This window comes from Streptomyces sp. TAA040 (assembly GCF_000424845.1).
This window is the reverse complement of the sequence record NZ_AUKR01000012.1, coordinates 137,634-159,056: the sequence shown is the minus strand read 5'-3', so window position 1 is coordinate 159,056 and position 21,423 is coordinate 137,634. Positions and strand designations below refer to the sequence as shown.

The window sequence follows — 21,423 nt, the reverse complement described above, 5'->3', positions numbered from 1 at the left end:
CCAGCCCGTCAGACCTCTTCGACGCTGCTCGGCTCGCGCCGGGACAGGTCGATACCGAGCTCTTCCGCGGCGCGGAAGACGTCCTCATCGGTGTCACGCATTTCGATGGACATGCCGTCGGAGGACAGCACCTCCACGTTGAGGCAGAGCGACTGCATCTCCTTGATGAGCACCTTGAAGGACTCGGGGATGCCGGGCTCGGGGATGTTCTCGCCCTTGACGATGGCCTCGTAGACCTTCACACGGCCGGTGACGTCGTCGGACTTGATGGTCAGCAGCTCCTGGAGGGCGTAGGCGGCGCCGTATGCCTCCAGCGCCCACACCTCCATCTCGCCGAAGCGCTGACCGCCGAACTGGGCCTTACCACCCAGCGGCTGCTGGGTGATCATGCTGTACGGACCGGTGGACCGGGCGTGCAGCTTGTCGTCGACCAGGTGGTGCAGCTTGAGGATGTACATGTACCCGACCGAGATCGGGTCCGGGAACGGCTCGCCGGAGCGACCGTCGTACATCCGCGCCTTGCCCGAGGGCAGCACCATGCGGTCGCCGTCCCGGTTGGGCAGCGTGTGGTCGAACAGACCGGCCAGCTCGTCCTCGCGGGCGCCGTCGAACACCGGGGTGGCGACGTTGGTGCCGGGGGCGACCTCGTCGGCACCGATGGCCTTGAGGCGGTCCATCCACTCCTCGGAGCCCTCGACCTTCCAGCCCTGGGAGGCGAGCCACCCGAGGTGGATCTCCAGGACCTGCCCCGGGTTCATCCGGGACGGGACGCCGAGCGGGTTGAGGATGATGTCGACCGGGGTGCCGTCCTCCATGAACGGCATGTCCTCGACCGGCAGGATCTTCGAGATGACGCCCTTGTTGCCGTGCCGGCCGGCGAGCTTGTCACCGTCGGTGATCTTGCGCTTCTGCGCGACGTAGACGCGGACCAGCTGGTTCACGCCCGGCGGCAGCTCGTCGCCCTCCTCCCGGTCGAAGACCCGGACGCCGATGACCTTGCCGGTCTCGCCGTGCGGCACCTTCAGCGAGGTGTCGCGGACCTCGCGGGCCTTCTCTCCGAAGATGGCGCGCAGCAGGCGCTCCTCCGGGGTCAGCTCGGTCTCGCCCTTCGGCGTGACCTTGCCGACCAGGATGTCGCCGGCCTCGACCTCGGCACCGATCCGGATGATGCCGCGCTCGTCGAGGTCGGCCAGCACCTCCTCGGAGACGTTCGGGATGTCCCGGGTGATCTCCTCGGGGCCGAGCTTGGTGTCACGGGCGTCGACCTCGTGCTCCTCGATGTGGATCGAGGAGAGGACGTCGTCCTGGACGAGGCGCTGCGACAGGATGATCGCGTCCTCGTAGTTGTAGCCCTCCCACGGCATGAAGGCGACCAGCAGGTTCTTACCGAGCGCCATCTCGCCGTCCTCGGTGGACGGGCCGTCGGCCAGCACCTGGCCCTCGATGACCCGCGCGCCCTCGTCCACGAGCACCTTCTGGTTGAAGGAGGTGCCCTGGTTCGAGCGGAAGAACTTCGCGATCCGGTAGGTGGTGTAGGTGCCGTCGTCGTTCGCGACCGTGATGTAGTCCGCGGAGACCTCCTGGACCACACCGTCCTTGTCGGCCTTGATGACGTCGCCGGCGTCCACCGCGCAGCGGTACTCCATGCCGGTGCCGACCAGCGGTGACTCCGCCTTCAGCAGCGGCACCGCCTGCCGCATCATGTTGGAGCCCATCAGCGCCCGGTTGGCGTCGTCGTGCTCCAGGAAGGGGATCATGGCCGTCGCCACCGACACCATCTGGCGCGGCGAGACATCCATGTAGTCGACCTCGGTGCCCGGGATGTAGTCGACCTCGCCGCCGCGGCGGCGGACCAGTACCCGGTTCTCGGCGAACAGCATGTCGTCGGTGAGCGGGGCGTTGGCCTGCGCGATGACGAAGCGGTCCTCCTCGTCGGCCGTCAGGTAGTCGACGTCGTCGGTGACCCGGCCCTCGACGACCTTGCGGTACGGGGTCTCGACGAAGCCGAACGCGTTGACGCGTCCGTAGGAGGCGAGCGAGCCGATCAGGCCGATGTTCGGGCCTTCCGGGGTCTCGATCGGGCACATCCGACCGTAGTGGGACGGGTGCACGTCGCGGACCTCGAAGCCGGCCCGCTCACGGCTCAGACCACCGGGGCCCAGCGCGGACAGCCGGCGCTTGTGGGTCAGGCCCGACAGCGGGTTCGTCTGGTCCATGAACTGGGAGAGCTGGCTGGTGCCGAAGAACTCCTTGATGGAGGCGACGACCGGCCGGATGTTGATCAGGGTCTGCGGCGTGATCGCCTCGACGTCCTGGGTGGTCATCCGCTCCCGGACGACCCGCTCCATCCGCGCCAGGCCGGTGCGCACCTGGTTCTGGATGAGCTCGCCGACGTTGCGCAGGCGGCGGTTGCCGAAGTGGTCGATGTCGTCGGTCTCGACGACGATCTCGTCACCCTCGGCGCTGACCGTCTCCGTCTCGCCGGCGTGCAGCTTCACCAGGTACTTGATGGTGGCGACGATGTCGGCGGTGGTGAGCACGCCCGAGTTCAGCGGCTCCTCGCCGCCGAGCTTCTTGTTGATCTTGTAGCGGCCGACCTTGGCCAGGTCGTAGCGCTTGGGGTTGAAGTAGAGGTTCTCCAGCAGGGTCTGGGCGGCCTCCTTGGTCGGCGGCTCGCCCGGGCGCAGCTTGCGGTAGATGTCGAGCAGCGCGTCGTCCTGACCCTGGGTGTGGTCCTTCTCCAAGGTGGCGCGCATGGACTCGTACTGGCCGAACTCCTCGAGGATCTGCTCGGTCGTCCAGCCCAGGGCCTTCAGCAGCACGGTGACCGACTGCTTGCGCTTGCGGTCGACGCGGACGCCGACCATGTCGCGCTTGTCGACCTCCATCTCCAGCCAGGCACCCCGGGACGGGATGATCTTGGCGGAGAAGACGTCCTTGTCGGAGGTCTTGTCGATGGAGCTGTCGAAGTAAACACCGGGTGAGCGGACCAGTTGCGAGACGACCACACGCTCAGTGCCGTTGATGCAGAAGGTGCCCTTGTTCGTCATGAGCGGGAAGTCGCCCATGAAGACGGTCTGGGACTTGATCTCACCTGTCTCGTTGTTGGTGAACTCCGCGGTGACGAAGAGCGGGGCCGCGTACGTGAAGTCGCGGTCCTTGCACTCGTCGATGGAGTTCTTCGGCGGCTCGAAACGGTGATCACGGAAGGTCAGGGACATCGACCCGGAGAAGTCCTCGATCGGGGAGATCTCCTCGAAGATCTCTTCCAGACCTGACTTGGTGGGGACGTCCTGACCACTGTCCAGCGCGGCCTCGACGCGGCCCTTCCAACCCTCGTTCCCGAGGAGCCAGTCGAAGCTCTCGGTCTGGAGGGCGAGGAGGTTCGGAACCCCGAGGGGCTCCTTGATCTTCGCAAAGGAGATACGCAGCGGGGCGGTGCTGGCGCCGTTGTTCGAATTGACGGTCGAGGCGTTGCGCGAGGCGGCCAAGAGGGGGTCCTTCCGAGGGCTCGGACTCACTACGCGCATACCGGTGCCCCTGGTGACGGGCAGGGAGCAGCTAACAGGCAGCGCAAAGGGTCAGTGTAGCCACAAGCCACACTGATGTCCACAACGGACTTCCGGAGATCGGCGCAGGGCCTCTCTCTCCCTCCGGGAGGAGTCCTCCCTCGTTGTTTTCGAGCTGTCCTGCCAGCCGTCATGCCGGCCGGCCCCTCAAACGCCCCTCGGAAGGCGCCCTCGGCGTCTGCCGCAAGACTTCCCACATCACCGTCGATCCATGCCTCGAAGCCCGGAGAAAGCTGCGGACCGTGCGTGGACCGACGTCACGTCGTGACGGCTGGCGTTCCGAGAATTACGTGCCCGCTGCCGTTCGTCAAGGCCCCCGCTCACGGTGATCCGCGTGTCGGCCGGACGCCGCGTCTGGCGGGGACAGCGAAGATCACCTTACCCTCCCTGTTCGCCACAGCAAGGGAGCGCGCGGGGAACGCCGAAGGGCGACCACCCGAACAGGTGATCGCCCTTGACGTGGTGCCGCTCCGCACCGGAGCAGCGACGGGGGCTCAGGCCGCCCGCGGCGGCCGTCCTCCCCGAAGGTGGAGCAGCGGGGTCACTTGACCTCGACGGAGGCGCCGGCGCCCTCGAGGGACTCCTTGGCCTTCTCCGCGGCTTCCTTGCTGACCTTCTCGACAACGGCCTTCGGGGTGCCGTCGACGAGGTCCTTGGCCTCCTTCAGGCCCAGCGAGGTCAGCTCACGCACGACCTTGATGACCTGGATCTTCTTGTCGCCGGCGCCGGTGAGGACGACGTCGAACTCGTCCTGCTCCTCGACCTCGGCGGCAGCGCCGCCGCCCTGAGCCGGACCCGCGACGACGGCGGCCGGGGCAGCGGCCTCGACGTCGAACTTGTCCTCGAAGGCCTTCACGAACTCGGAGAGCTCGATGAGGGTCATGTCCTCGAACTGCGAGAGCAGCTCGTCCTGGGTGAGCTTCGCCATGGTGGCGGTCCTTCCACTATTCGGCTGGTGCCGGATGTACATTTCGGCGGGTGTCTGCCTCGCGGCAACGTGTAGACGAAACCCGCTGCGACTGCTTTGCGACGCTTGCGTACGTGACGCCTGCGCTGGTTACTCGGCAGCCTCGGCGGGAGCCGGCGTACCGGCACCGCCCTGCTCGTTCTTCTCCCGAAGCGCCTCCGCCGTGCGGACGAACTTCGTGAGCGGAGCCTGGAAGGTGGCCGCGGCCTTCGCCATGGACGCCTTCATGCCACCGGCCAGCTTGGCGAGCAGCACCTCGCGGGACTCCAGGTCCGCAAGCTGCTTGAACTCGTCGGCGGACATCGCCCGGCCGTCGAGGATTCCGCCCTTGATCACGAGGGCGGGGTTGGTCTTGGCGAAGTCACGCAGACCCTTCGCCGCCGTGACCGGGTCACCGGTCACGAAGGCGACTGCGGTCGAGCCGACGAGGAAGTCGTTCAGCTCGACGACCCCGGCCTCGTTGGCCGCGATCTTGGTCAGCGTGTTCTTCACCACACGGTACTGAGCGTCTTCACCGAGCGAGCGGCGCAGCTCCTTGAGCTGGGCCACCGACAGACCGGTGTACGCGGTGACCACAGCGGCGTTGGAGTTGCGGAACTTCTCCGTCATCTCCTCAACGGCTGCGACCTTGTCGGGCGTCGCCATGAGCCTCGGCCTCCTTCCGGGTGATGGTCCTCTGACCGACCTGCCGGTCGGCCACTTCGTCCCGCTCCCCGTTGCGCCGCAGAGTGCCGCGGGGGTGGGACATGCGCCGGACCGCCCGAATCGGGCACCCAAGGAAAGGAGCTGAACGAAACGAAACGCCCCGGTGCAGATGCACGGGGCGTTGCTCGACCGCAGGGCGCGAACCCGACGGGAGTGGGACCTCATGTACCTGCACGGGCCGTCCGCAAGAAGCGGTTCCTTCGGCCGCCGCACGCGGACTCCGCGCACAGCAACGACCAGCGGTCTTTGGCTACCCGGGTAGCATAGGCGGAAGCCTCGCGCCCAGGCAAATCGCCCTCCCCCGGCCCGTATCTCCCGGACTTCCGGCCTCGCACACGTAGGGGATCTCCCGCTCCGACGGACCGCCGACCGGGCCGACCATGGGTGGGGGCACGAGGCGCCGGAGCACACGACGCGGGCCGGCGTCCGCTCCCGAAGGAGCGGACGCCGGCCCGCGTGGCGGGGCCGCCCCCGGCCGGTGCCCGGCGCACCACCGTGCGGGCGCCGGCGCCGGGGAGGCGGCCCGATGTGGTCGGGCGTGCGTCAGACGGCTGCCTCGTCCGCGACCAGCAGGTTGCGGGTGCGGTTGCTGTCCAGCGGGATGCCGGGGCCCATCGTGGTGCTGACGGTGGCCCGCTTGATGTAGCGGCCCTTGGCGGCGGAGGGCTTCAGCCGCATGATCTCGTCCAGCGCCGCCGCGTAGTTCTCCACCAGCTGAGTCTCGTCGAACGAGACCTTGCCGACGATGAAGTGCAGGTTCGCGTGCTTGTCCACACGGAACTCGATCTTGCCGCCCTTGATCTCGGTGACGGCCTTGGCCACGTCGGGGGTGACGGTGCCGGTCTTCGGGTTCGGCATCAGGCCACGCGGACCGAGCACCCGGCCCAGACGGCCGACCTTGCCCATCATGTCCGGGGTGGCGACGACGGCGTCGAAGTCCAGCCGTCCCTTGGAGACCTCGTCGATCAGCTCGTCGGCGCCGACGATCTCGGCGCCCGCGGCCTCTGCTGCCGCTGCACGGTCACCGGTCGCGAAGACCAGGACCCGGGCGGTCTTACCGGTGCCGTGCGGGAGGTTCACGGTGCCGCGGACCATCTGGTCGGCCTTGCGGGGGTCGACGCCCAGACGCATGGCGACCTCGACGGTCGAGTCGAACGAGGTCGAGGAGGTCTCCTTCGCGAGCCGGATCGCCTCCAGCGGGGCGTAGAGCCGCGCCTTGTCGATCTTGGCATCCGCGGTGCGGAGTGTCTTGCTGCGCTTCACTGCTGCTCCTGGGTTCAAAGGTGGAGTCGTGGTGCGGGCCGGCGCGTGGCCCTTCCACGTGGGAGGGGAGAGGGACTCAGTCCTCGACCGTGACGCCCATGGAACGCGCGGTGCCGGCGATGATCTTCTCGGCGGCGTCCATGTTGTTGGCGTTGAGGTCGGGCATCTTGGTGGTGGCGATCTCCCGCACCTGGTCGCGCGTGATCTTCGCGACCTTCTTGACGTGCGGCTCGCCGGAGCCCTTCTCCACACCTGCGGCCTTGAGGATCATCTTCGCGGCCGGCGGGGTCTTGGTGATGAAGGTGAAGGAGCGGTCCTCGTAGACCGTGATCTCCACCGGGATGACCCAGCCGCGCTGCGACTCGGTCGCGGCGTTGTAGGCCTTGCAGAACTCCATGATGTTGACGCCGTGCTGGCCCAGCGCCGGGCCGACCGGCGGTGCCGGGTTGGCCGCACCGGCCTGGATCTGGAGCTTGATGAGCCCCGTGACCTTCTTCTTCTTCTTGGGAGGCATGCTCTCTCCGGGTCTTGAGCGAGAGTATTCAGCCAGACCATCCGCAATCCGGATGGAGGCATACCGCACCACGATAGCCGGTAACGTGGCGAGGCTCGAAACCGAGCAGGTCAGACCGGCTGCGAGAGCCGATCCGACCTGGGCGGAAGCGAGGAGTGGTGCGTGGTCGGCCCCGGTTCACACCGGGACCGACCACGGTCAGTTCTTCTGAGACTGATGAGCGCCATCACTCGCCTGGGAAGACTCTGCTTATGCTCCCCGTGACCAGGGTCCGGCCGGTCGCTGTCTGTCGTTGTTGGTCGTCGCCAGCCATCCTCGCACGGCCCACGGACGGCCCAGCCCGGGGCCCTACTCGTCACCGCTTGCGGGGCTCCATCTGCTCCGGCGTCGCCGCGCAGCGGAACCCGGTGTCGTCGTCGTGCATCATGTCGTTGGCATCATTGAGGATGGCTGGGACTCCACGGAACAGAGGGCTTGTAAAGGCGCTGCCACGGAGTTCGTAGCGACCGGGCGTGGTCGCTGTAGCGAGCCACTCCCATACATTGCCCACCATGTCGTAGACCCCGTAGGGCGAGACGCCACTGTGATACCGGGAGACGGACGTCGTACGCTCCACGCCGGTCTCCCTGACGTTGCACTTCGCGGCTGTCTTCTGGTCCCCCCACGGGAAGCTGCGCCCGGATGTGCCGCGCGCAGCTTTCTCCCATTGTTCGGCTGTCGGCAGCGACTTCCCCGCCCACATCGCGTAAGCGTGCGCGTCTCGCCAAGTCACGTGCACAACGGGGTTGTCGTACAGGTCGCGGGGACATCGGCCGTTCTCCCAGTGCTCAGGCACGGCGTGCCGAGTAGCTGCACAGAACCGCGCGTAGTCGGCATTAGTCGTCGGAAACGTGTCTATGTGGAATTCCTCCACCCACACGGGGTCATCGCCCTCCCCTGACAGGAAGATCCCCTCCGAAACGTGCGCCATGAGCTTCCCGTCACCGGGGTGCTTCACGTAGTCGCCACTGCTCGTCTGGCCGCCATCGGGCTCGATGATGGCGTGGACGGGGACGTCATCCACCGCCAGGATGCCGACGAAGCGGCCCTGGCCATCCTTGTCGGCTTTGGCGAGCAGGGTGTCTAAAGCGGCTTGGTTCACCATGCGGAGGGATGCCTGTTCGCCATCCGCCTCCCACCGGGAGACGATGCGATCGGACACCCCGAGCTTCTCTGCAAATTCCATAAGGCTCATGCGCACGGCTTCGCGCAGGGCCTTGACCTCGCGTCCGGTCCATTTCGTAACGAGTGGCATGGGCTACCTCTGTCGAGAGTCGCCGTCTCATTGGGGGCGGCGGCACGCGTCTACAGGGCCTCGCCGGGAATTCCGACGTAGGCGTCCCGCAGCGCTGCGAGCACGGGGTGGTCTTGCGGGAACTGCACATCATCGAGTGCACTGACGGAGCGCACGCCGATCGTCACGTTCGTCGCGAAAGCAGCCGCCATGTTCGGAACGTCGGTGAGCCGCACCAGAGCAGTGATCTGCTTCGGAGCATCGAGGCTTTGAAGCAGCAGCATCGTCGTGCCAGGTAGGACCGGAGCGTCCGGCCAGACGACTGTCCCGTCCCGATCGACAAAGCCGAGGTTCCATGTCCCCCCCTCGGAGATCCGACCGTCCGGCTCGACGAACACGGCGTCGTCAAATCCAGCGAGCTGGGCCTCACGGCGAATCCGGAGCTGTGAGTAGAGGCCGATGTGCTTCACCTGAGCGTTGTCGCGGGTGAAGGTAAAGGTCTTGGCTGTGAGGGGCGGCGGCGGCATGGCGCCCCCGGGCCGTAGGTTGACCAGAATGTGCGGGTCCTTGGCGACGCTAGGGCGCCCCATGTCGATCGCAGGGTCGAAGACGGTGACTCGGAGGCCGGCAACCCCGGTCACGCCCTCCGCAACCTTCCGGATGTAGTTCAGTGTCCGCTCTCGGTCCAGCTCGACACCGAAGAGAATGCGGCAGTCGCGCGCCAAGCGGTCCAGGTGCAGCGACAGGCCCCGGACGGTGCCGTTTTCGATCCGCATTGACGTGAAGTGCCCATAGTTGGTGAGGGCCAGGCTCTGGAGGTCGTCGAGGGTTACGGGATTCCCGTTGAGTTCGGCCATAGGGCCAGTCTTGCAGTCCGCCAGGCTGCACCAACACCCCATCGGGACCTGAAAGTTCGGATTAGTTCGGTGCGGCGGCAGCAGGAGTGCGTACTCACGGCGTGCTCGCCGGGCCACGCTGAAGGCATGACGACGAACACACCGCGAGAGACGCTAGGCACCGGGCTTCTCCTCAGCGGGGCCCACGACCCCCTCAAGCCGCTTGACGCGTTCGACGAGACCGGCCATCTCGGTCGAGACACGCGCGACCTCTGCTTGCAGGTCGGTCAGGCGTTGGGCTGCCTCGCGGGGCCCTGGCTCGCCGGGGACAGCGTCGCGGACATACGTACCGCTCCCCGAGACGCCTTCCACCAGCCCCTCTTCCCGGAGCTGCGTGTATGCGTTCTGCACGGTCATCAGGGACACGCCGAGCTTCTTGGCGTATGCCCGACCGCCGGGGAGACGCCCCCCGGGGCCGAATGTTCCTGCGGCGATCTCATCTCTGACCCTGGCGGCGATTTCGCGGGCGTTGGGCTTCCTCTTCGGCTGTGAATCCACACCGAAAGCGTACTTGACCTAGGTCGCTCGAACTCAGGGCGCGCGACCACTTGACGACCCTCAAGTGACCTAGGTAGCTTACTCGTCAACGGCAAGCGACCTAGGTCACTTGCTTCGAAACCGCAGTACCTGCACGACCGGGCGTCACGTCTTCGGGCGAGACGCCAAGGGGCCCGGGACAGATCGGGCCGAGGTGCACCGGCGCCTTGTCATTAACCGGATGGCTTAGACCGCAAGGTCACGTCTCCATACGCCTACAACGCGAGTCATGCAGCGCTACCTGATACGGGCGCTGCACTCGCGAAGGAGACATCGCACCACCCCAACACCGCAGCTCACGCTGCGGCCGGTTGCCTCCCCCGCCCGTCCGGCCTTCGGGCCGTACGGGCGGGGGAGGGGAGCCGGAGTTCCGGACCACTACCTGAGAGGAGCCCACGATGTGGGGAAGCGTGATTGCAGTACTGGGGACCCTGCTGGGGTCGGGGAGCGCCTACCTGCTCCAGCAGCGCGCGGCCCGCACCGACCGCGCCGAGGTTCGCCGGCACGAGCAGGGCCGTGAGCGCATCGCGGCCGTCACCGCGCTCATGGTCGCGCTGGCCGACCACCGCCGGGCGATGTGGGTCCGCGAGGACCTGCGCCTGTCCAGCGCCCCGGCCGACGACTACGAAGCGGCCCGGACGGCCAGCCACAGCACGCGGTCCGCGCTGACCGCGCCGCTCACCACCCTGGCGATCCTGGCCCCGGACCTGGCCGGGGCCGCGCAGGACGCAGCCGAGGCGACCTACGCCCTGCGCGGCGCACAGGGCCAAAGCCTGCTCGATGCCCGCCGCCGCAACGCGATCGAGGCAGCCGACGACCTCATCCGGGCCGCCGCAAGCACCGGCCCCGCCCGCGCCCAGACCACGTAGCGCTGACCACCTGCTTTCGCCCCGGACCCGCCGCGCTGCGGCGGGGCCGCGATGGCGCCGGATCGCATCCGGCCCGGGGCACTCCGGCCACCCCCGGCCGGTCCACAACCCAAGGAGCAGACATGGCCCGCAAGAACACGACCATCGTCACCGGCGACCACCACGGCGACGTCGGCGGCACGGTCATCTCCGGCAACAGCGGCACGGTCGTGACGAACGGCAACGTCCACATCGGCACCGACACCACCGACAGCGGCGAGCGCACGTACTCCGGCACCGGCATGACCGTCGTGGAGGGCGACCACCACGGCACCATCTCCCGCCGCTTCTGACCCACCCGCACAGCCCCGGCAACCCGCCGTGAAGGGCGCCGGATCGAATCCGGCCCGGGGCACCAGCCACCCCTCACGCGGCCCGCCACACCCCCGCACCCCCTTTGCCCGCGGCCACCACAACGAAGTGCACCCCCGGAGCCACTACTCCGGGGGTGCTGTTCGGGCCGCCCCACCTGGAAGGAGTCACGACCCATGAGGAACATCGTCGCACTGGCGGCGGTCCCTTCGCCGGACGCGGAGCCGACCGCCGCCGAACTGGACGCCATCGAACGGGAGATGCCGCTCATCGCGGCCGAGGTCGACCTGCTGGACGCGCAGATCACGGTGCTGGACCGCGCCCCGACCGACGTCGATGACCGCCGGATGCGTCGGGCCCGCCGCCGGGTGCTGACCGCCCACCGGCACCTGGCCGCCCGCACCGACGACCACCGGTCCGGAGGTGCGGCATGAGCGCGCTGGTATCCGGTACCGCTGCGGCGGTGCCGTTGGTGACGGGGTGGTCGCTGCACACGGTGTGGTTGCGGCGGCAGCTCGACCGGGCCCGCCGGGACCCGCTGACCGGGTTACTGACACGGGCCGGGTTCGAGAAGTGCGCCGGGAAGCTGCTGCGCAGCGGCCCGTGCGCGGTCGTGATGGTCGACTTGGACGGGTTCAAGGCCGTCAACGACACCCACGGCCACGCGGCCGGAGACGAAGCGATCCGCAGCGCTGCCGCTTCCCTGACCGACGCCGTTGACGGGCGGGGCCCGGTAGCGCGGCTGGGCGGGGACGAGTTCGCCGCCGTGGTCCCCACGCCGGACCCGGTCGCGGTGCCGTGGCTACTGCGCGGCCTCCACGACGAACTGTGTTCCCCGACCTTGTTCCGGGGCCGTGAACTGCTGCTGGGTGCCTCCGTCGGGGCGTGCTGGACCGGCGAACTGCCGTCATCCAGCTTACCGCTGGCACTGCGCCGGGCGGATGAGGCCATGTACACCGCCAAGCGCAGCGGGGGCGGCTGGCTGATGGCCGACGGCCCCACGCCGACCCGCAACACCGTCAACGGCCGCCGTGCCGGCCGCACCGGAACCGGTGCCGAACCCGAAGGGAGGGCCGCCTGATGGCCGTCGACCTGAGCAAGCACACCCCCGGGCCCGTTGCTGCGGGCACCAACGAGGCCCCACCGTTGACCAAGGGCGAGCGGCGCCTCCTCGGTTGCACTGTCGTCCTCGGTGGCGCGGTCGGGGGCATCGGGCTGGTGTCGTCCTTCGACACGGTGGCCGCAGCGGCGGAGCGGTGGGGCTTTGGGCATCCGGAGCTGCTGCCGGTCGGTATCGACATCGCGATCCCGGTGTTCACGGTGGCCAACCTGCTGCTGATCCGGATGGGGATGCCGCTGGCGTGGGTGCGGTTCGTGCCCTGGGTGCTGACGCTGGTCACCTGCTGGCTCAACGTCGCCGCCGGTCACGGGCTCTCCGCGAAGATCGCGCACGGCACGATGCCGCTGCTGTGGGTGGTGCTCTCCGAGATCGCTGCGCACGTGTACGCGGTGCGCATCGGCAAGGCCACCGGCCAGCGGATGGAGCGCATCCGCGTCTCCCGGTGGCTGCTCGCCCCCGTGCCGACGTTCGCATTGTGGCGCCGGATGGTGCTATGGGAGACCACCAGCTACCGCGACGCCTTGGCGCGGGAGAAGGAACGCCAGCTCGCCCGCGCCGACCTGCGCGAGATGCACGGCCGCCGCTGGCGCTCGAAAACCCCGCGCCGCGAACGGGTCCTCCTCAAGCTCGGAGACTCCGCGCCCACCGGGACCGCCCCCCTGCCGGCACCCGAACCGGTACCGGAGCAGGAGGCCAAGCCTGTACCGAAGGAGGCCGCGCCGCGCCCCGCACGCCGTCCGGCCAAGCCCCGCGCCAAGGGCGCCCGGAAGCCAGCACGGTCGTTCGAGGAGCTGATGGGACAGGCCCGGGAGAAGACCGCCGGGTGGGCCACGGAGGAGCTGAAGGCAGAACCGATCCGCAGGACGCTGGGGTGCGGGCAGGAGCATGCCCGTCGGCTGCGTGACGCGCTGAAGGACGAGCGCAGCAGGGACGGCGCTGAGCTGACGGCGGTGGCCGCGTGACGGCGACTCTTGCCGTCTACCGGTGGCACCTGGCGCCGGACGGGTTGGCTACCCGGAGGCAGCTTCGTGCGATGGGGCTGCGGCCGGGCGGTCAGGACGTGGTCGGCCAGCTCGAACGGCCGCGCCGTCGGGGACGGCCGCCGCTGGTGGCCTACCTCTACCGGATCGACCGGGCCAAGCCCGTCCGCCCGATGACGCTCGCCAAGCGTCGGGCGCTGGACGCCGCGATGCGCGCGCGGCGCACGTGCCCCGACTGCCGTCGGGTCAAGGCGTACTGCATCCCGACTTCGCTCGGGGCGTGCGTCGACTGCACCTACCCGATCGACTCAACGGCCGTCGCTGCCTGACAGGTACAGGTTGTGCCCCTCTCCACGGGGGTCCGTTCTGTACCTCTCCTGACGGCCCGTCGGCCATAGCTTCATGTCGCAGCAGCAAGCCGGGGCCCGGCCCACGATCCGCCAAGACAGCGGCCGGGCCCCGTTCCCTCCCTCGCAATCAAGGAAGGAAGTTCAGTGAACCACTCAGATGACGAGCACAACGAGAAGGAACTCTTCCACCGGCTCGAAGCCGAGATGGCCGCCGCCCCGGCGGCCGACGGCACGCCCGACGAGTCGGGCGGTGAGGTGGTCGACTTGGGCAAGGCCCGGTCGGCTCGCAGCCTGCCCGACCCGTCGGGCGACGCCGCATCCGCCGCGTCGGGTGACCCGTCGGCGGCGGTGTTGGTCGACGCGCCGGGAGAGCCGTCGGGTGACTCGCTGGCCGACCGGATGCGGGCCAAGCGTCGGGACGTGTTTCCGGCGTGGGCCCGCTCCAAGCCGGAGTTCGCCACCGGGGCGCGGTGGCTGGCCGAACACGTCGGCCATGTCACCGCCTACCACGGCGTGCGGCTGCCCTGGTACGGCCTGCGCCTGACGGCGCAGTCGCCGCGGGGCTGCGCGAAGTTCCTCGGGGGTGCGATGCGGTGGGTGGCCGACCGTGAAGGCGACCCGCTGCGACTTGCGGCGGCGCGTCGGGAGAACGTAACGGAGTACATGACGCTCTCGCGTCAGCGGGACCGTCGGGTGAGGTGGCGGACCCTGGTCGCCGTCGTCTCCAGTGTGGTCGGGCTCAGCTCCGCGCTGGCGATGTACGTCCTGGCCCCGACGTGGCTGCTGGCGCTGTCGGGTGCGTCGGTGACGCTGGCGATGGGGTGGCTGGGTGCACCGGCCGACGCACCCGTGATCCACCGGGCGGTGGAGACCGGCAAGGCCCCGAAGCTCACTTCGGACATCGTGCTGCGGGCTCTGGGGGCGCTGGGGATTCCGGCGATCAACCAGGCGCAGTCCAAGGGCGGTGACGGGTTCAAGTTCACCGCGCCGATCGCCCGCGACGGCCGCGGCTGGCGCGCCGAGGGCGACCTGCCCTACGGCGTCACGGTCACCGATGTGATCGACCGCCGCGAGAAGCTCGCCTCCGGCCTGCGCCGCCCGCTGGGCTGCGTGTGGCCGGAAGCAGTGGCCGAGGAGCACACCGGGCGCCTGGTGATGTGGGTCGGGGACGAGGACATGTCCAAGGCCAAACAGCCCGCCTGGCCGCTGGCCAAGGCGGGGACGGTGGACTTGTTCAAGCCGGTCGCGTTCGGCACCGACCCGCGCGGCCGGTGGGTAGAGATCACGCTCATGTACATCGCGGCCGTCATCGGCGCGATCCCCCGCATGGGCAAGACCTTCCTCCTGCGCCTGCTGCTGCTCATCGCGGCACTCGACCACCGGGCTGAGCTGCACACCTACGACCTGAAAGGCACCGGCGACCTCGACCCCGTCGGCAACGCGGTCGGCTACCGCCACCGCGCAGGGGACGAGGACGAGGACATCGAGTACGCGCTGGCCGACCTGCGCGAGCTGCGCGAGGAGCTGCGCAGGCGCACCAAGGTGATCCGGGGTCTGCCGCGCGACATCTGCCCGGAGTCGAAGGTGACCAGCACTCTGGCCGGCAAGGAGGGGTTGGGGCTGCACCCGATCGTGGTGGGTGTGGATGAGTGCCAGGTCTGGTTCGAGCACGACAAGCACGGCAAGGAGTTCGAGGAGATCTGCACCGACCTGGTCAAGCGCGGTCCCGCCACGGGGATTGTGCTGATGCTGGCGACGCAGCGCCCCGACGCCAAGGCGCTGCCGACCGGGATCTCCGCGAACGCCTCCGCGCGGTTCTGCCTGAAGGTGATGGGCCAGCTGGAGAACGACATGGTGCTCGGCACCAGCGCCTACAAGCGGGGCGTGCGGGCCACGATGTTCTCCTGGGCGGACAAGGGCATCCACTACTTCGTGGGTGAGGGCGCGGACGCCCGCATCGTGCAGTCCGTGTTCGTCGATGGCCCGGCCGCCGATGCCATCGCTGCCCGCGCCCGCACCCAGCGCGAGAGGGCCGGCACCCTGTCGGGCTACGCGCTCGGGCAGGAGCCGCAGGTCAGTGAGGGGGCATCGTTCGATCTGCTGGCCGACATCCTTGCCGTCACCAGCGCGGATGAGCCCAAGGTGTGGTCCGAGACGGTCGTCTCCCGGCTGGCGGAACTGCGGCCGGAGGTCTACCGCGAGTGGACCGGTGAGCAGTTGACCGCCGCGCTCAAGCCCCACGGGGTCAAGACCGGCCAGGTCTGGGGCACCACCGAGGACGGCAAGGGCGCCAACCGGCGCGGCATCAAGCGCCCGGACATCACGAAGGCCATTGCGGAGCGTGACGGAAACGCGGACGCGGCCTGACCGCACGGGGTCGCTAGACCTAGCACCCGCACCCGCTAGGTCTAGCGACCCCGCTAGCGGCCCATATAGCGCCTGATCAGGCCACCAGTGCCTAGCGAGCTGATCTGCGCACACTCCGAACCGCCCTGGGAGGGCCCTCCATGACCCCTGCCCTGACCGCTATAGCGATCCTCCTGTTCGTCACGTTCGGTTATGCAGCGGTGTGTGCCGGATCGCCGTTCGGACCCTGCCGCCGCTGCAACGGACTCGGCTTCGCCCTGGAGACCGACCGGCGCGGCAAGCCCAAGCGCGGCAAGACCTGCCGCCGCTGCAAGGGCACCGGCCGGCGCATCCGCATCGGCCGCCGCCTCTACAACCGCACCGCCGCACTCCACCACGACGCCAACCGACCCGCACCCACCCACACCGCCAAGGAGGCCGCACCGTGGCCGTGACCATCTCCCTCGCGCTGCTCTTCGGCGCCCTGCTCGCGCTCCTGCTCAAGACCCGCACCCTCAGCGCCGGTTCCGCGTTCGTCGCGGCCGGGTTCGGCTACTTCCTCGCTGCCACCGGCGCGGCCGGACCCATCAACGACTTCACCACCGCCGTCATCGCCGCCCTCCCCGACCTGTGAGGAGCACACCCGTGCCCGACCACATCAGCCTCATGGCCGCCGGAGATCTGCGCGACGCCATCAACGCCGCACAGCGCGGCGACCGGGCCGCGGCCGCCTGCGCGCTGGCCTCCATCGACCCCGCCTCCTGGGCCGCCATCGAACAGCGACTCGCCACGCTCGGCGGCACCCTGACCGCCCTCACCACCCCGAAGGAGGACTGACACATGTTCGAGAGGCACGTCGTCTGCGACCCCGCCGACGCCTACGCCACCGCGCCCAGCATCACCCGCGAGATCGCCTGGACCGCCGACGCCGCGGCCCACCGTCCCTTCGGCGCCACCGGCGGACGCGAATTCTGGCTCCGCAAAGCCGCTCTCCTCGACCGGATCGCTCTGACCAACCACGCCCCCGCCGACGCCAACGAGCTGGCCGACAACGCCGCGCGACACCTCGCGGCGCTCGACGGCAGCACCGACACCGACCACCCGCGCACCTACCTCCGCCAGCAGTACGCGGAGTGGGCCGACACCGAGTAGCTCTGCCCGGGGCGACCGCCCGATCTCGCCAAAGACACGCGGTCGCCCCGGCCCCTCACGCCCGAACACGAGACTGAGGAGGTCTCCCAGCATGACCCAACCCGACCTGATCCGGCGATCGACCAGCACCGGCACCCTGCGGGACACCGCGCTGCGGCTCGCGGCCGCCGGTGTGCCGGTACTGCCCCTGCGGGCGGGGAAGCTGCCGTTCGGCAACTGCCCCACCTGCAAGCACAGCAGGTGCGGTGACCGGCCGAACATGCTCCGGGCGGGCCCCTGCCGCTGTGCGGCGCCCTGCCACGGCTGGGCCGCGGCCACCACCGACCCGGAAATACTGCGCTCGCCCGGATGGGCGCCGGCATGGCGGCAGGCCGCCACCGTGGCCTACCACCCGGCCGGTGCCGGCCTGACCGTCGTCGACCTCGACAACCCGCCCGCCGTCGACTGGGCCCGCGACCACCTCCCGCCCACCCGGACCGTGGCCACCACGCGCGGGGAGCACTGGCTCTACCGCGGCACGATGCCGTCGTCCAACGGGGTGCGGCCGGGCGTGGACATCAAGTCCGCCATGGCCTACGCCCGCTACGTCGGCCCCGGCACCGGCCACACCGCGCCCCTGCCGCCGGCCGTCCGCGCCCTGACCGTGAGGGAACCCGCCACGGCCCGGCCCACTCCAAGCGCCATCACCGTGCCCGGGGCGGCCGGGGGCGGCCCGTGCCCGCACCGCACGCCCACCTACCTGGACCGTGGCATCGCGATGGCCGAGCAGCGCATCGCCGAAGCGCGCGCCGCGATCCACACCACGGTGTACCGCACCTTCCTGGCCGTGCTGTCCACGCACGGCCGGTGCGGCTGCCTCACCGACACCCACATCACGCGGCTGTTCACCGCCGCGCAGGCCAAGGGCGAGACCCCGCGACACTGCACCGACGCCTGGACCAACGCCCGCACCCGACTGGGGCTGTGACCATGTCCGACGACGACAAGACCCCCGCCCGCGAAATCATCACCGACTACGCACAGAGCCACTTCCGCTACTTCCGCACCGCGGACGGGACCGTGTACGCGCAGAAGAACGGCCACCCCGTCGCCCGCCCCATCCGCTCCCAAGGCACCACCGGCAGCCACCGCCAGGAACTCATGGTCGGCATGTTCAACGACGGCACCGGCGTCTTCAACGGAACCGCACTGAAGGAAGCGCTGGACCTGATTGAGGCGCTGGCGCTGACCGAGGACACCCAAGCCGTGAACATCCGCGTCGCCCCCGGCTTCGACGGCGCCACCTGGCTCGACCTCGGCCGCGAGGACGGGCAGTCCGTCCGCATCCACCCCACCGGGTGGGACATCGCAGTTCCCGACCCGCGTGAGGTGTGCTGGCGCCGCACCCAACTCACCGGGGAGCTTCCCCTCCCGGTCAAGGACACCGACGGCAAGGGCATCGACCTGCTGATGCGGCTGTGCAACTTCGCCAATGCCGAAACCGAGTGCCTGGCCCTCGCCTGGCTCATCGGCTGCCTCGGCCCATCCGTGCCCGTCCCCGCCCCCTTCCTCACCGGCCCCCAGGGCGCGGGCAAGTCGACCGGTGGGCGGATGCTGGTGCGGATCGTGGAAGGCATGAGCGGAGACCTGCGCCGGGCCCCGAAGGATGAAGAGAACCTGATTGCGGCCGTGGCCGCCGGATGGGTCACCGCCCTGGACAACCTCTCCCACATGACCCCGGAGCTCTCCGACGCCATGTGCTGCATCGTCACCGGCGCCGAATCCGTCAAGCGGGCCCTGTTCACCGACGGCGACGTCTTCCGCGTCGGCTACCGCCGCCCCCTCCTGCTCACCGGCATCGACGTAGGAATCATCCGCCCCGACTTCGCCGAACGCCTCCTGCCCCTGCGCCTGGAACGGCCGGCCGTCCGGCGCACCGAAGCGGAGCTGTGGGCGGAGTACGCGGAAGTGCTACCCGTCATCCTCGGCTCACTCCTGGACCTCACGGTCAAGGTGCGGGCGGCGGAGGCCGAGACGCCCACCGATCTGCGGATGGCGGACTTCGCCCACCTCTGTGCACAGCTCGACGTGGCTACGGGGCTGGGGGCGTTGCCCGCGTATCGGGCAGTCCTGGACGACCTGAACGACGACGTCATCGAGGGCGACTTGCTCGCACAGACCGTCCTCCAGCACGCCGACACCCTCACCCCCGGTGCTGAGCAGCGGATGACATCGACGGAGTGGCTGCACGACCTGAGCCGCCTCTACAGCGGCGACGAACTGCGGCCCCTGCCTAAAGGGTGGCCGACCACGGGCAAGGTGCTCTCCGACCGCCTCAAGCGGCTCCAACCCACCCTGGCCGCCCGCGGCGTGCTCATCGACAGCGGCCGGACCCGCGAGGGTCGTTACCTCGAAATGACCCGCCGGACCAGCCCGCCCCCGCACCAGCAGAAGGCAGCGTTCTGACCGCACCACCCCGGGGCGGCCCGGACAAGCAAGAAGAGCACGCCTGCCCGGGTGCTCTTCTTGCTGTTCGGCGGAACGCCGCCCGAGGGTCGCGCCGCGCAGCGGCTCCCTCTTCACGCTCGAAGAGGGCACCGCACTACTACAGACACCCCCTGCTTTTTTCCTAAGTAGGGAAGCTCTGCGTCACCTGCGTCACACGGGACGGAAAACGGCCTCTGAGCTGCAGCTAAGGGCGTGACGCAGACGGCAGGCTCTGCGTCACCCCTGCGTCACCTGCGTCACGCCGTGACGCAACCGATGACGCACGCCCGTACCCCTGCGTCACACAAAACCGCAGGTCACAGGCCCGAATGACGCTGATGACGCTGTGACGCAGAAATCCGCACCTCGGACAGGCACAGGCACCCCGAAAGGCCCGCAGCTCGAAGACCGCGCCTGCACACGAAAGCGAGCACGCATGCAGTCAGCCTCAGCCACGCTCCGCGCCGGACTTCCTGACCGCTACCTCACCCCGGAAGACGTGGCCGCACTCTTCTCCGTGCCACTGGAGACCGTCTACCAGTGGCGCAAGAAGCGCACCGGGCCACGCGGCTTCCGCGTCGGCAAACACCTGCGCTACGACCCCGCCGCCGTACGGCAGTGGGCCACCGAACGCATGACCGCCGACGCCGCCTGAACACCCCCACAACCGCACAACCTCACCTGGTCAGGGGCCGCCCATCAAGGGCGGCCCCTGACCTGCTCTGCGAGAGGACCACCGAACACCATGGCTGGACACGTCCAAGACCGCTGGTACAAGACGACGACCGACCCGGACGGCACCATTCGGCGGACCAAGACCGACCGGCACGGCACCGGCAAGCGCTACCGCGCCCGCTACGTCGGCCCCGACGGTACCGAGAAGTCCCAGTCCTTCCCCGACGGCCAGAAGCGCCAAGCTGACAAGTGGCTCTCGAAGACCGAGACGGACATGGCCAGCGGCCAGTACATCGACCCCCGCGCCGCCCGAATCACCTTTCAGCAGTACGCCGAGAAGTGGCTTGCCGCTCAGACGACCGATCTGTCGACTCGCGATGCTGTCGAAGGGCGACTTCGATTGCACGCGCTCCCCTACCTCGGCTCACGACCGCTCGGCTCGTTCCAACCCGCACACCTGCGCGCCTGGGTACGTCAGCTCGAAGAGGCAGGCGTGGCCGGGTCCTACGGACACGTCATCTACGGGAACGTGCGGGCTGTCCTGTCCGCCGCGGTCGATGACGGGCACCTTGTCCGGAACCCCTGCGACGCGGGATCGGTTCGGCCGCCGACAGCCGAAGCCAAGCGCGTCGTGCCCTGGCCCCGCGAACAGGTCTTCGCCGTGCAGGGCGCCCTCCCTGGCCGGTTTCAAGCAATGACGGACCTCGCCGCCGGGTGCGGCATGCGCCAAGGGGAGGTCTTCGGTTTCGGCGAAGACGGTGTGAGCTTCGGCACGGAGACGCTGTACGTACTTCGCCAGGTGAAGCTCGTGCGAGGGAAGGCCGTGTTCGCACCGCCCAAGTGCGACAAGACCAGGGACGTGCCCCTGCCAGCGTCCGTCGCCGATGCCCTCCGAACCCACATGAAGGCGCATCCGCCTACGAGCGTCACCCTCCCGTGGAAGACCCCGGATGGCCCGCCGGTCACGGCCCGGCTCTTCTTCACCGGCAAGGAGGGAGGTGCGATGCGGCGGAACGACTTCAATGTCTACCTCTGGAAACCCGCGCTCGTGTCTGCCGGCGTCATCCCGGAGCGGCGCGCAGGAGAACGCCACACCGCAGCTCGGGAGCACGGCATGCACGCGCTCAGGCACTTCTACGCGTCCGTGCTGCTGGAGGCGGGAGAGAACATCCGGGCGGTCAGCGAGTACCTGGGCCACGCTGATCCCGCAATGACGCTCAGGGTGTACGCGCACCTGATGCCGAACAGTCGAGAGCGGGCCCGAAAGGCGGTCGACGCCGTGTACCAGGGCCCTGCCGGAGAGCGCTGACGGCCCACAGGCGGCCCACAGCGCACGAGAGAGCCCCTGACCGACGCTAAAGCGCTGGTCAGGGGCTCTCTCGTAGCCTTG

General features: G+C 69.2%; 23 protein-coding genes. 15 read left to right on the top strand and 8 right to left on the bottom strand.

The window, feature by feature from the left end:
• Positions 1-8: 8 nt before the first annotated feature.
• The 8 genes from rpoB to H300_RS0112770 form a co-directional block, all read right to left on the bottom strand.
• Positions 9-3,491 (bottom strand): DNA-directed RNA polymerase subunit beta, encoded by a 3,483-nt coding sequence (rpoB, locus tag H300_RS0112805; protein WP_028427747.1) that lies wholly within the window; start codon positions 3,489-3,491, stop codon positions 9-11.
• 619 nt (positions 3,492-4,110) lie between these two features.
• The gene (rplL, locus tag H300_RS0112800; RefSeq protein ID WP_028427746.1) at positions 4,111-4,497 is read right to left on the bottom strand and encodes a 50S ribosomal protein L7/L12; all 387 of its coding nucleotides are present in this window, start codon (positions 4,495-4,497) and stop codon (positions 4,111-4,113) included.
• A 129-nt stretch (positions 4,498-4,626) separates the two neighbouring features.
• Positions 4,627-5,181, bottom strand: a complete 555-nt coding sequence (rplJ, locus tag H300_RS0112795; protein WP_028427745.1) for a 50S ribosomal protein L10 — start codon at positions 5,179-5,181, stop codon at positions 4,627-4,629.
• Between the two features lie 603 nt (positions 5,182-5,784).
• Positions 5,785-6,504: a 50S ribosomal protein L1 gene (gene rplA, locus H300_RS0112790; protein ID WP_028427744.1), complete on the bottom strand. Its 720-nt coding sequence runs from the start codon at positions 6,502-6,504 to the stop codon at positions 5,785-5,787.
• Positions 6,505-6,580: 76 nt separating this feature from the next.
• A complete protein-coding gene (gene rplK, locus H300_RS0112785; protein ID WP_028427743.1) occupies positions 6,581-7,018 on the bottom strand; it encodes a 50S ribosomal protein L11 in 438 nt (145 codons plus the stop codon).
• A gap of 355 nt (positions 7,019-7,373) precedes the next feature.
• Positions 7,374-8,312, bottom strand: coding sequence for an SUMF1/EgtB/PvdO family nonheme iron enzyme (locus H300_RS0112780; protein ID WP_028427742.1), 939 nt, complete (start codon positions 8,310-8,312; stop codon positions 7,374-7,376).
• A gap of 50 nt (positions 8,313-8,362) precedes the next feature.
• Positions 8,363-9,148: an aminotransferase class IV family protein gene (locus H300_RS0112775; RefSeq protein ID WP_028427741.1), complete on the bottom strand. Its 786-nt coding sequence runs from the start codon at positions 9,146-9,148 to the stop codon at positions 8,363-8,365.
• 153 nt (positions 9,149-9,301) lie between these two features.
• On the bottom strand, positions 9,302-9,685 hold the full coding sequence (locus H300_RS0112770; RefSeq protein WP_028427740.1) for a GntR family transcriptional regulator: 384 nt from the start codon (positions 9,683-9,685) through the stop codon (positions 9,302-9,304).
• Positions 9,686-10,122: 437 nt separating this feature from the next.
• On the opposite strand from H300_RS0112770, the gene H300_RS0112765 reads away from it, so the two are divergent.
• From H300_RS0112765 to H300_RS0112695, 15 genes are all read left to right on the top strand, one after another.
• Positions 10,123-10,593: a hypothetical protein gene (locus H300_RS0112765; protein ID WP_028427739.1), complete on the top strand. Its 471-nt coding sequence runs from the start codon at positions 10,123-10,125 to the stop codon at positions 10,591-10,593.
• A gap of 122 nt (positions 10,594-10,715) precedes the next feature.
• Positions 10,716-10,925: a hypothetical protein gene (locus tag H300_RS0112760; protein ID WP_028427738.1), complete on the top strand. Its 210-nt coding sequence runs from the start codon at positions 10,716-10,718 to the stop codon at positions 10,923-10,925.
• Between the two features lie 195 nt (positions 10,926-11,120).
• Positions 11,121-11,378, top strand: a complete 258-nt coding sequence (locus H300_RS0112755; RefSeq protein ID WP_028427737.1) for a DUF6284 family protein — start codon at positions 11,121-11,123, stop codon at positions 11,376-11,378.
• The gene (locus H300_RS0112750; RefSeq protein WP_028427736.1) at positions 11,375-12,025 is read left to right on the top strand and encodes a GGDEF domain-containing protein; all 651 of its coding nucleotides are present in this window, start codon (positions 11,375-11,377) and stop codon (positions 12,023-12,025) included. Before H300_RS0112755 ends, H300_RS0112750 begins: the two co-directional genes overlap by 4 nt.
• Positions 12,025-13,026: a DUF2637 domain-containing protein gene (locus H300_RS0112745; RefSeq protein ID WP_028427735.1), complete on the top strand. Its 1,002-nt coding sequence runs from the start codon at positions 12,025-12,027 to the stop codon at positions 13,024-13,026. The genes H300_RS0112750 and H300_RS0112745 overlap by 1 nt, the downstream gene beginning before the upstream one ends.
• Positions 13,023-13,373 carry an RRQRL motif-containing zinc-binding protein gene (locus H300_RS0112740; protein WP_028427734.1) on the top strand — a complete coding sequence of 117 codons (351 nt, stop codon included), beginning with the start codon at positions 13,023-13,025 and terminating at the stop codon, positions 13,371-13,373. Before H300_RS0112745 ends, H300_RS0112740 begins: the two co-directional genes overlap by 4 nt.
• Before the next feature lie 165 nt (positions 13,374-13,538).
• Complete coding sequence (locus H300_RS0112735; protein WP_028427733.1) at positions 13,539-15,761, top strand: cell division protein FtsK; 2,223 nt, start codon at positions 13,539-13,541, stop codon at positions 15,759-15,761.
• Between the two features lie 140 nt (positions 15,762-15,901).
• Positions 15,902-16,195 (top strand): hypothetical protein, encoded by a 294-nt coding sequence (locus H300_RS26610; RefSeq protein WP_051269995.1) that lies wholly within the window; start codon positions 15,902-15,904, stop codon positions 16,193-16,195.
• On the top strand, positions 16,186-16,374 hold the full coding sequence (locus H300_RS0112725; protein WP_028427732.1) for a hypothetical protein: 189 nt from the start codon (positions 16,186-16,188) through the stop codon (positions 16,372-16,374). The genes H300_RS26610 and H300_RS0112725 overlap by 10 nt, the downstream gene beginning before the upstream one ends.
• Before the next feature lie 11 nt (positions 16,375-16,385).
• Complete coding sequence (locus tag H300_RS0112720; RefSeq protein WP_028427731.1) at positions 16,386-16,577, top strand: hypothetical protein; 192 nt, start codon at positions 16,386-16,388, stop codon at positions 16,575-16,577.
• A 3-nt stretch (positions 16,578-16,580) separates the two neighbouring features.
• Entirely contained in the window at positions 16,581-16,892 is a 312-nt protein-coding gene (locus H300_RS26605) for a hypothetical protein (RefSeq protein WP_051269994.1), read from the top strand.
• A gap of 91 nt (positions 16,893-16,983) precedes the next feature.
• A complete protein-coding gene (locus H300_RS0112710; RefSeq protein WP_028427730.1) occupies positions 16,984-17,859 on the top strand; it encodes a bifunctional DNA primase/polymerase in 876 nt (291 codons plus the stop codon).
• Between the two features lie 2 nt (positions 17,860-17,861).
• Positions 17,862-19,337, top strand: a complete 1,476-nt coding sequence (locus H300_RS0112705; protein WP_037980151.1) for a hypothetical protein — start codon at positions 17,862-17,864, stop codon at positions 19,335-19,337.
• A 457-nt stretch (positions 19,338-19,794) separates the two neighbouring features.
• Positions 19,795-20,013 (top strand): helix-turn-helix domain-containing protein, encoded by a 219-nt coding sequence (locus H300_RS0112700; protein ID WP_028427728.1) that lies wholly within the window; start codon positions 19,795-19,797, stop codon positions 20,011-20,013.
• A gap of 90 nt (positions 20,014-20,103) precedes the next feature.
• Positions 20,104-21,342, top strand: coding sequence for a site-specific integrase (locus tag H300_RS0112695; protein WP_028427727.1), 1,239 nt, complete (start codon positions 20,104-20,106; stop codon positions 21,340-21,342).
• The last annotated feature ends 81 nt before the right edge of the window (positions 21,343-21,423 follow it).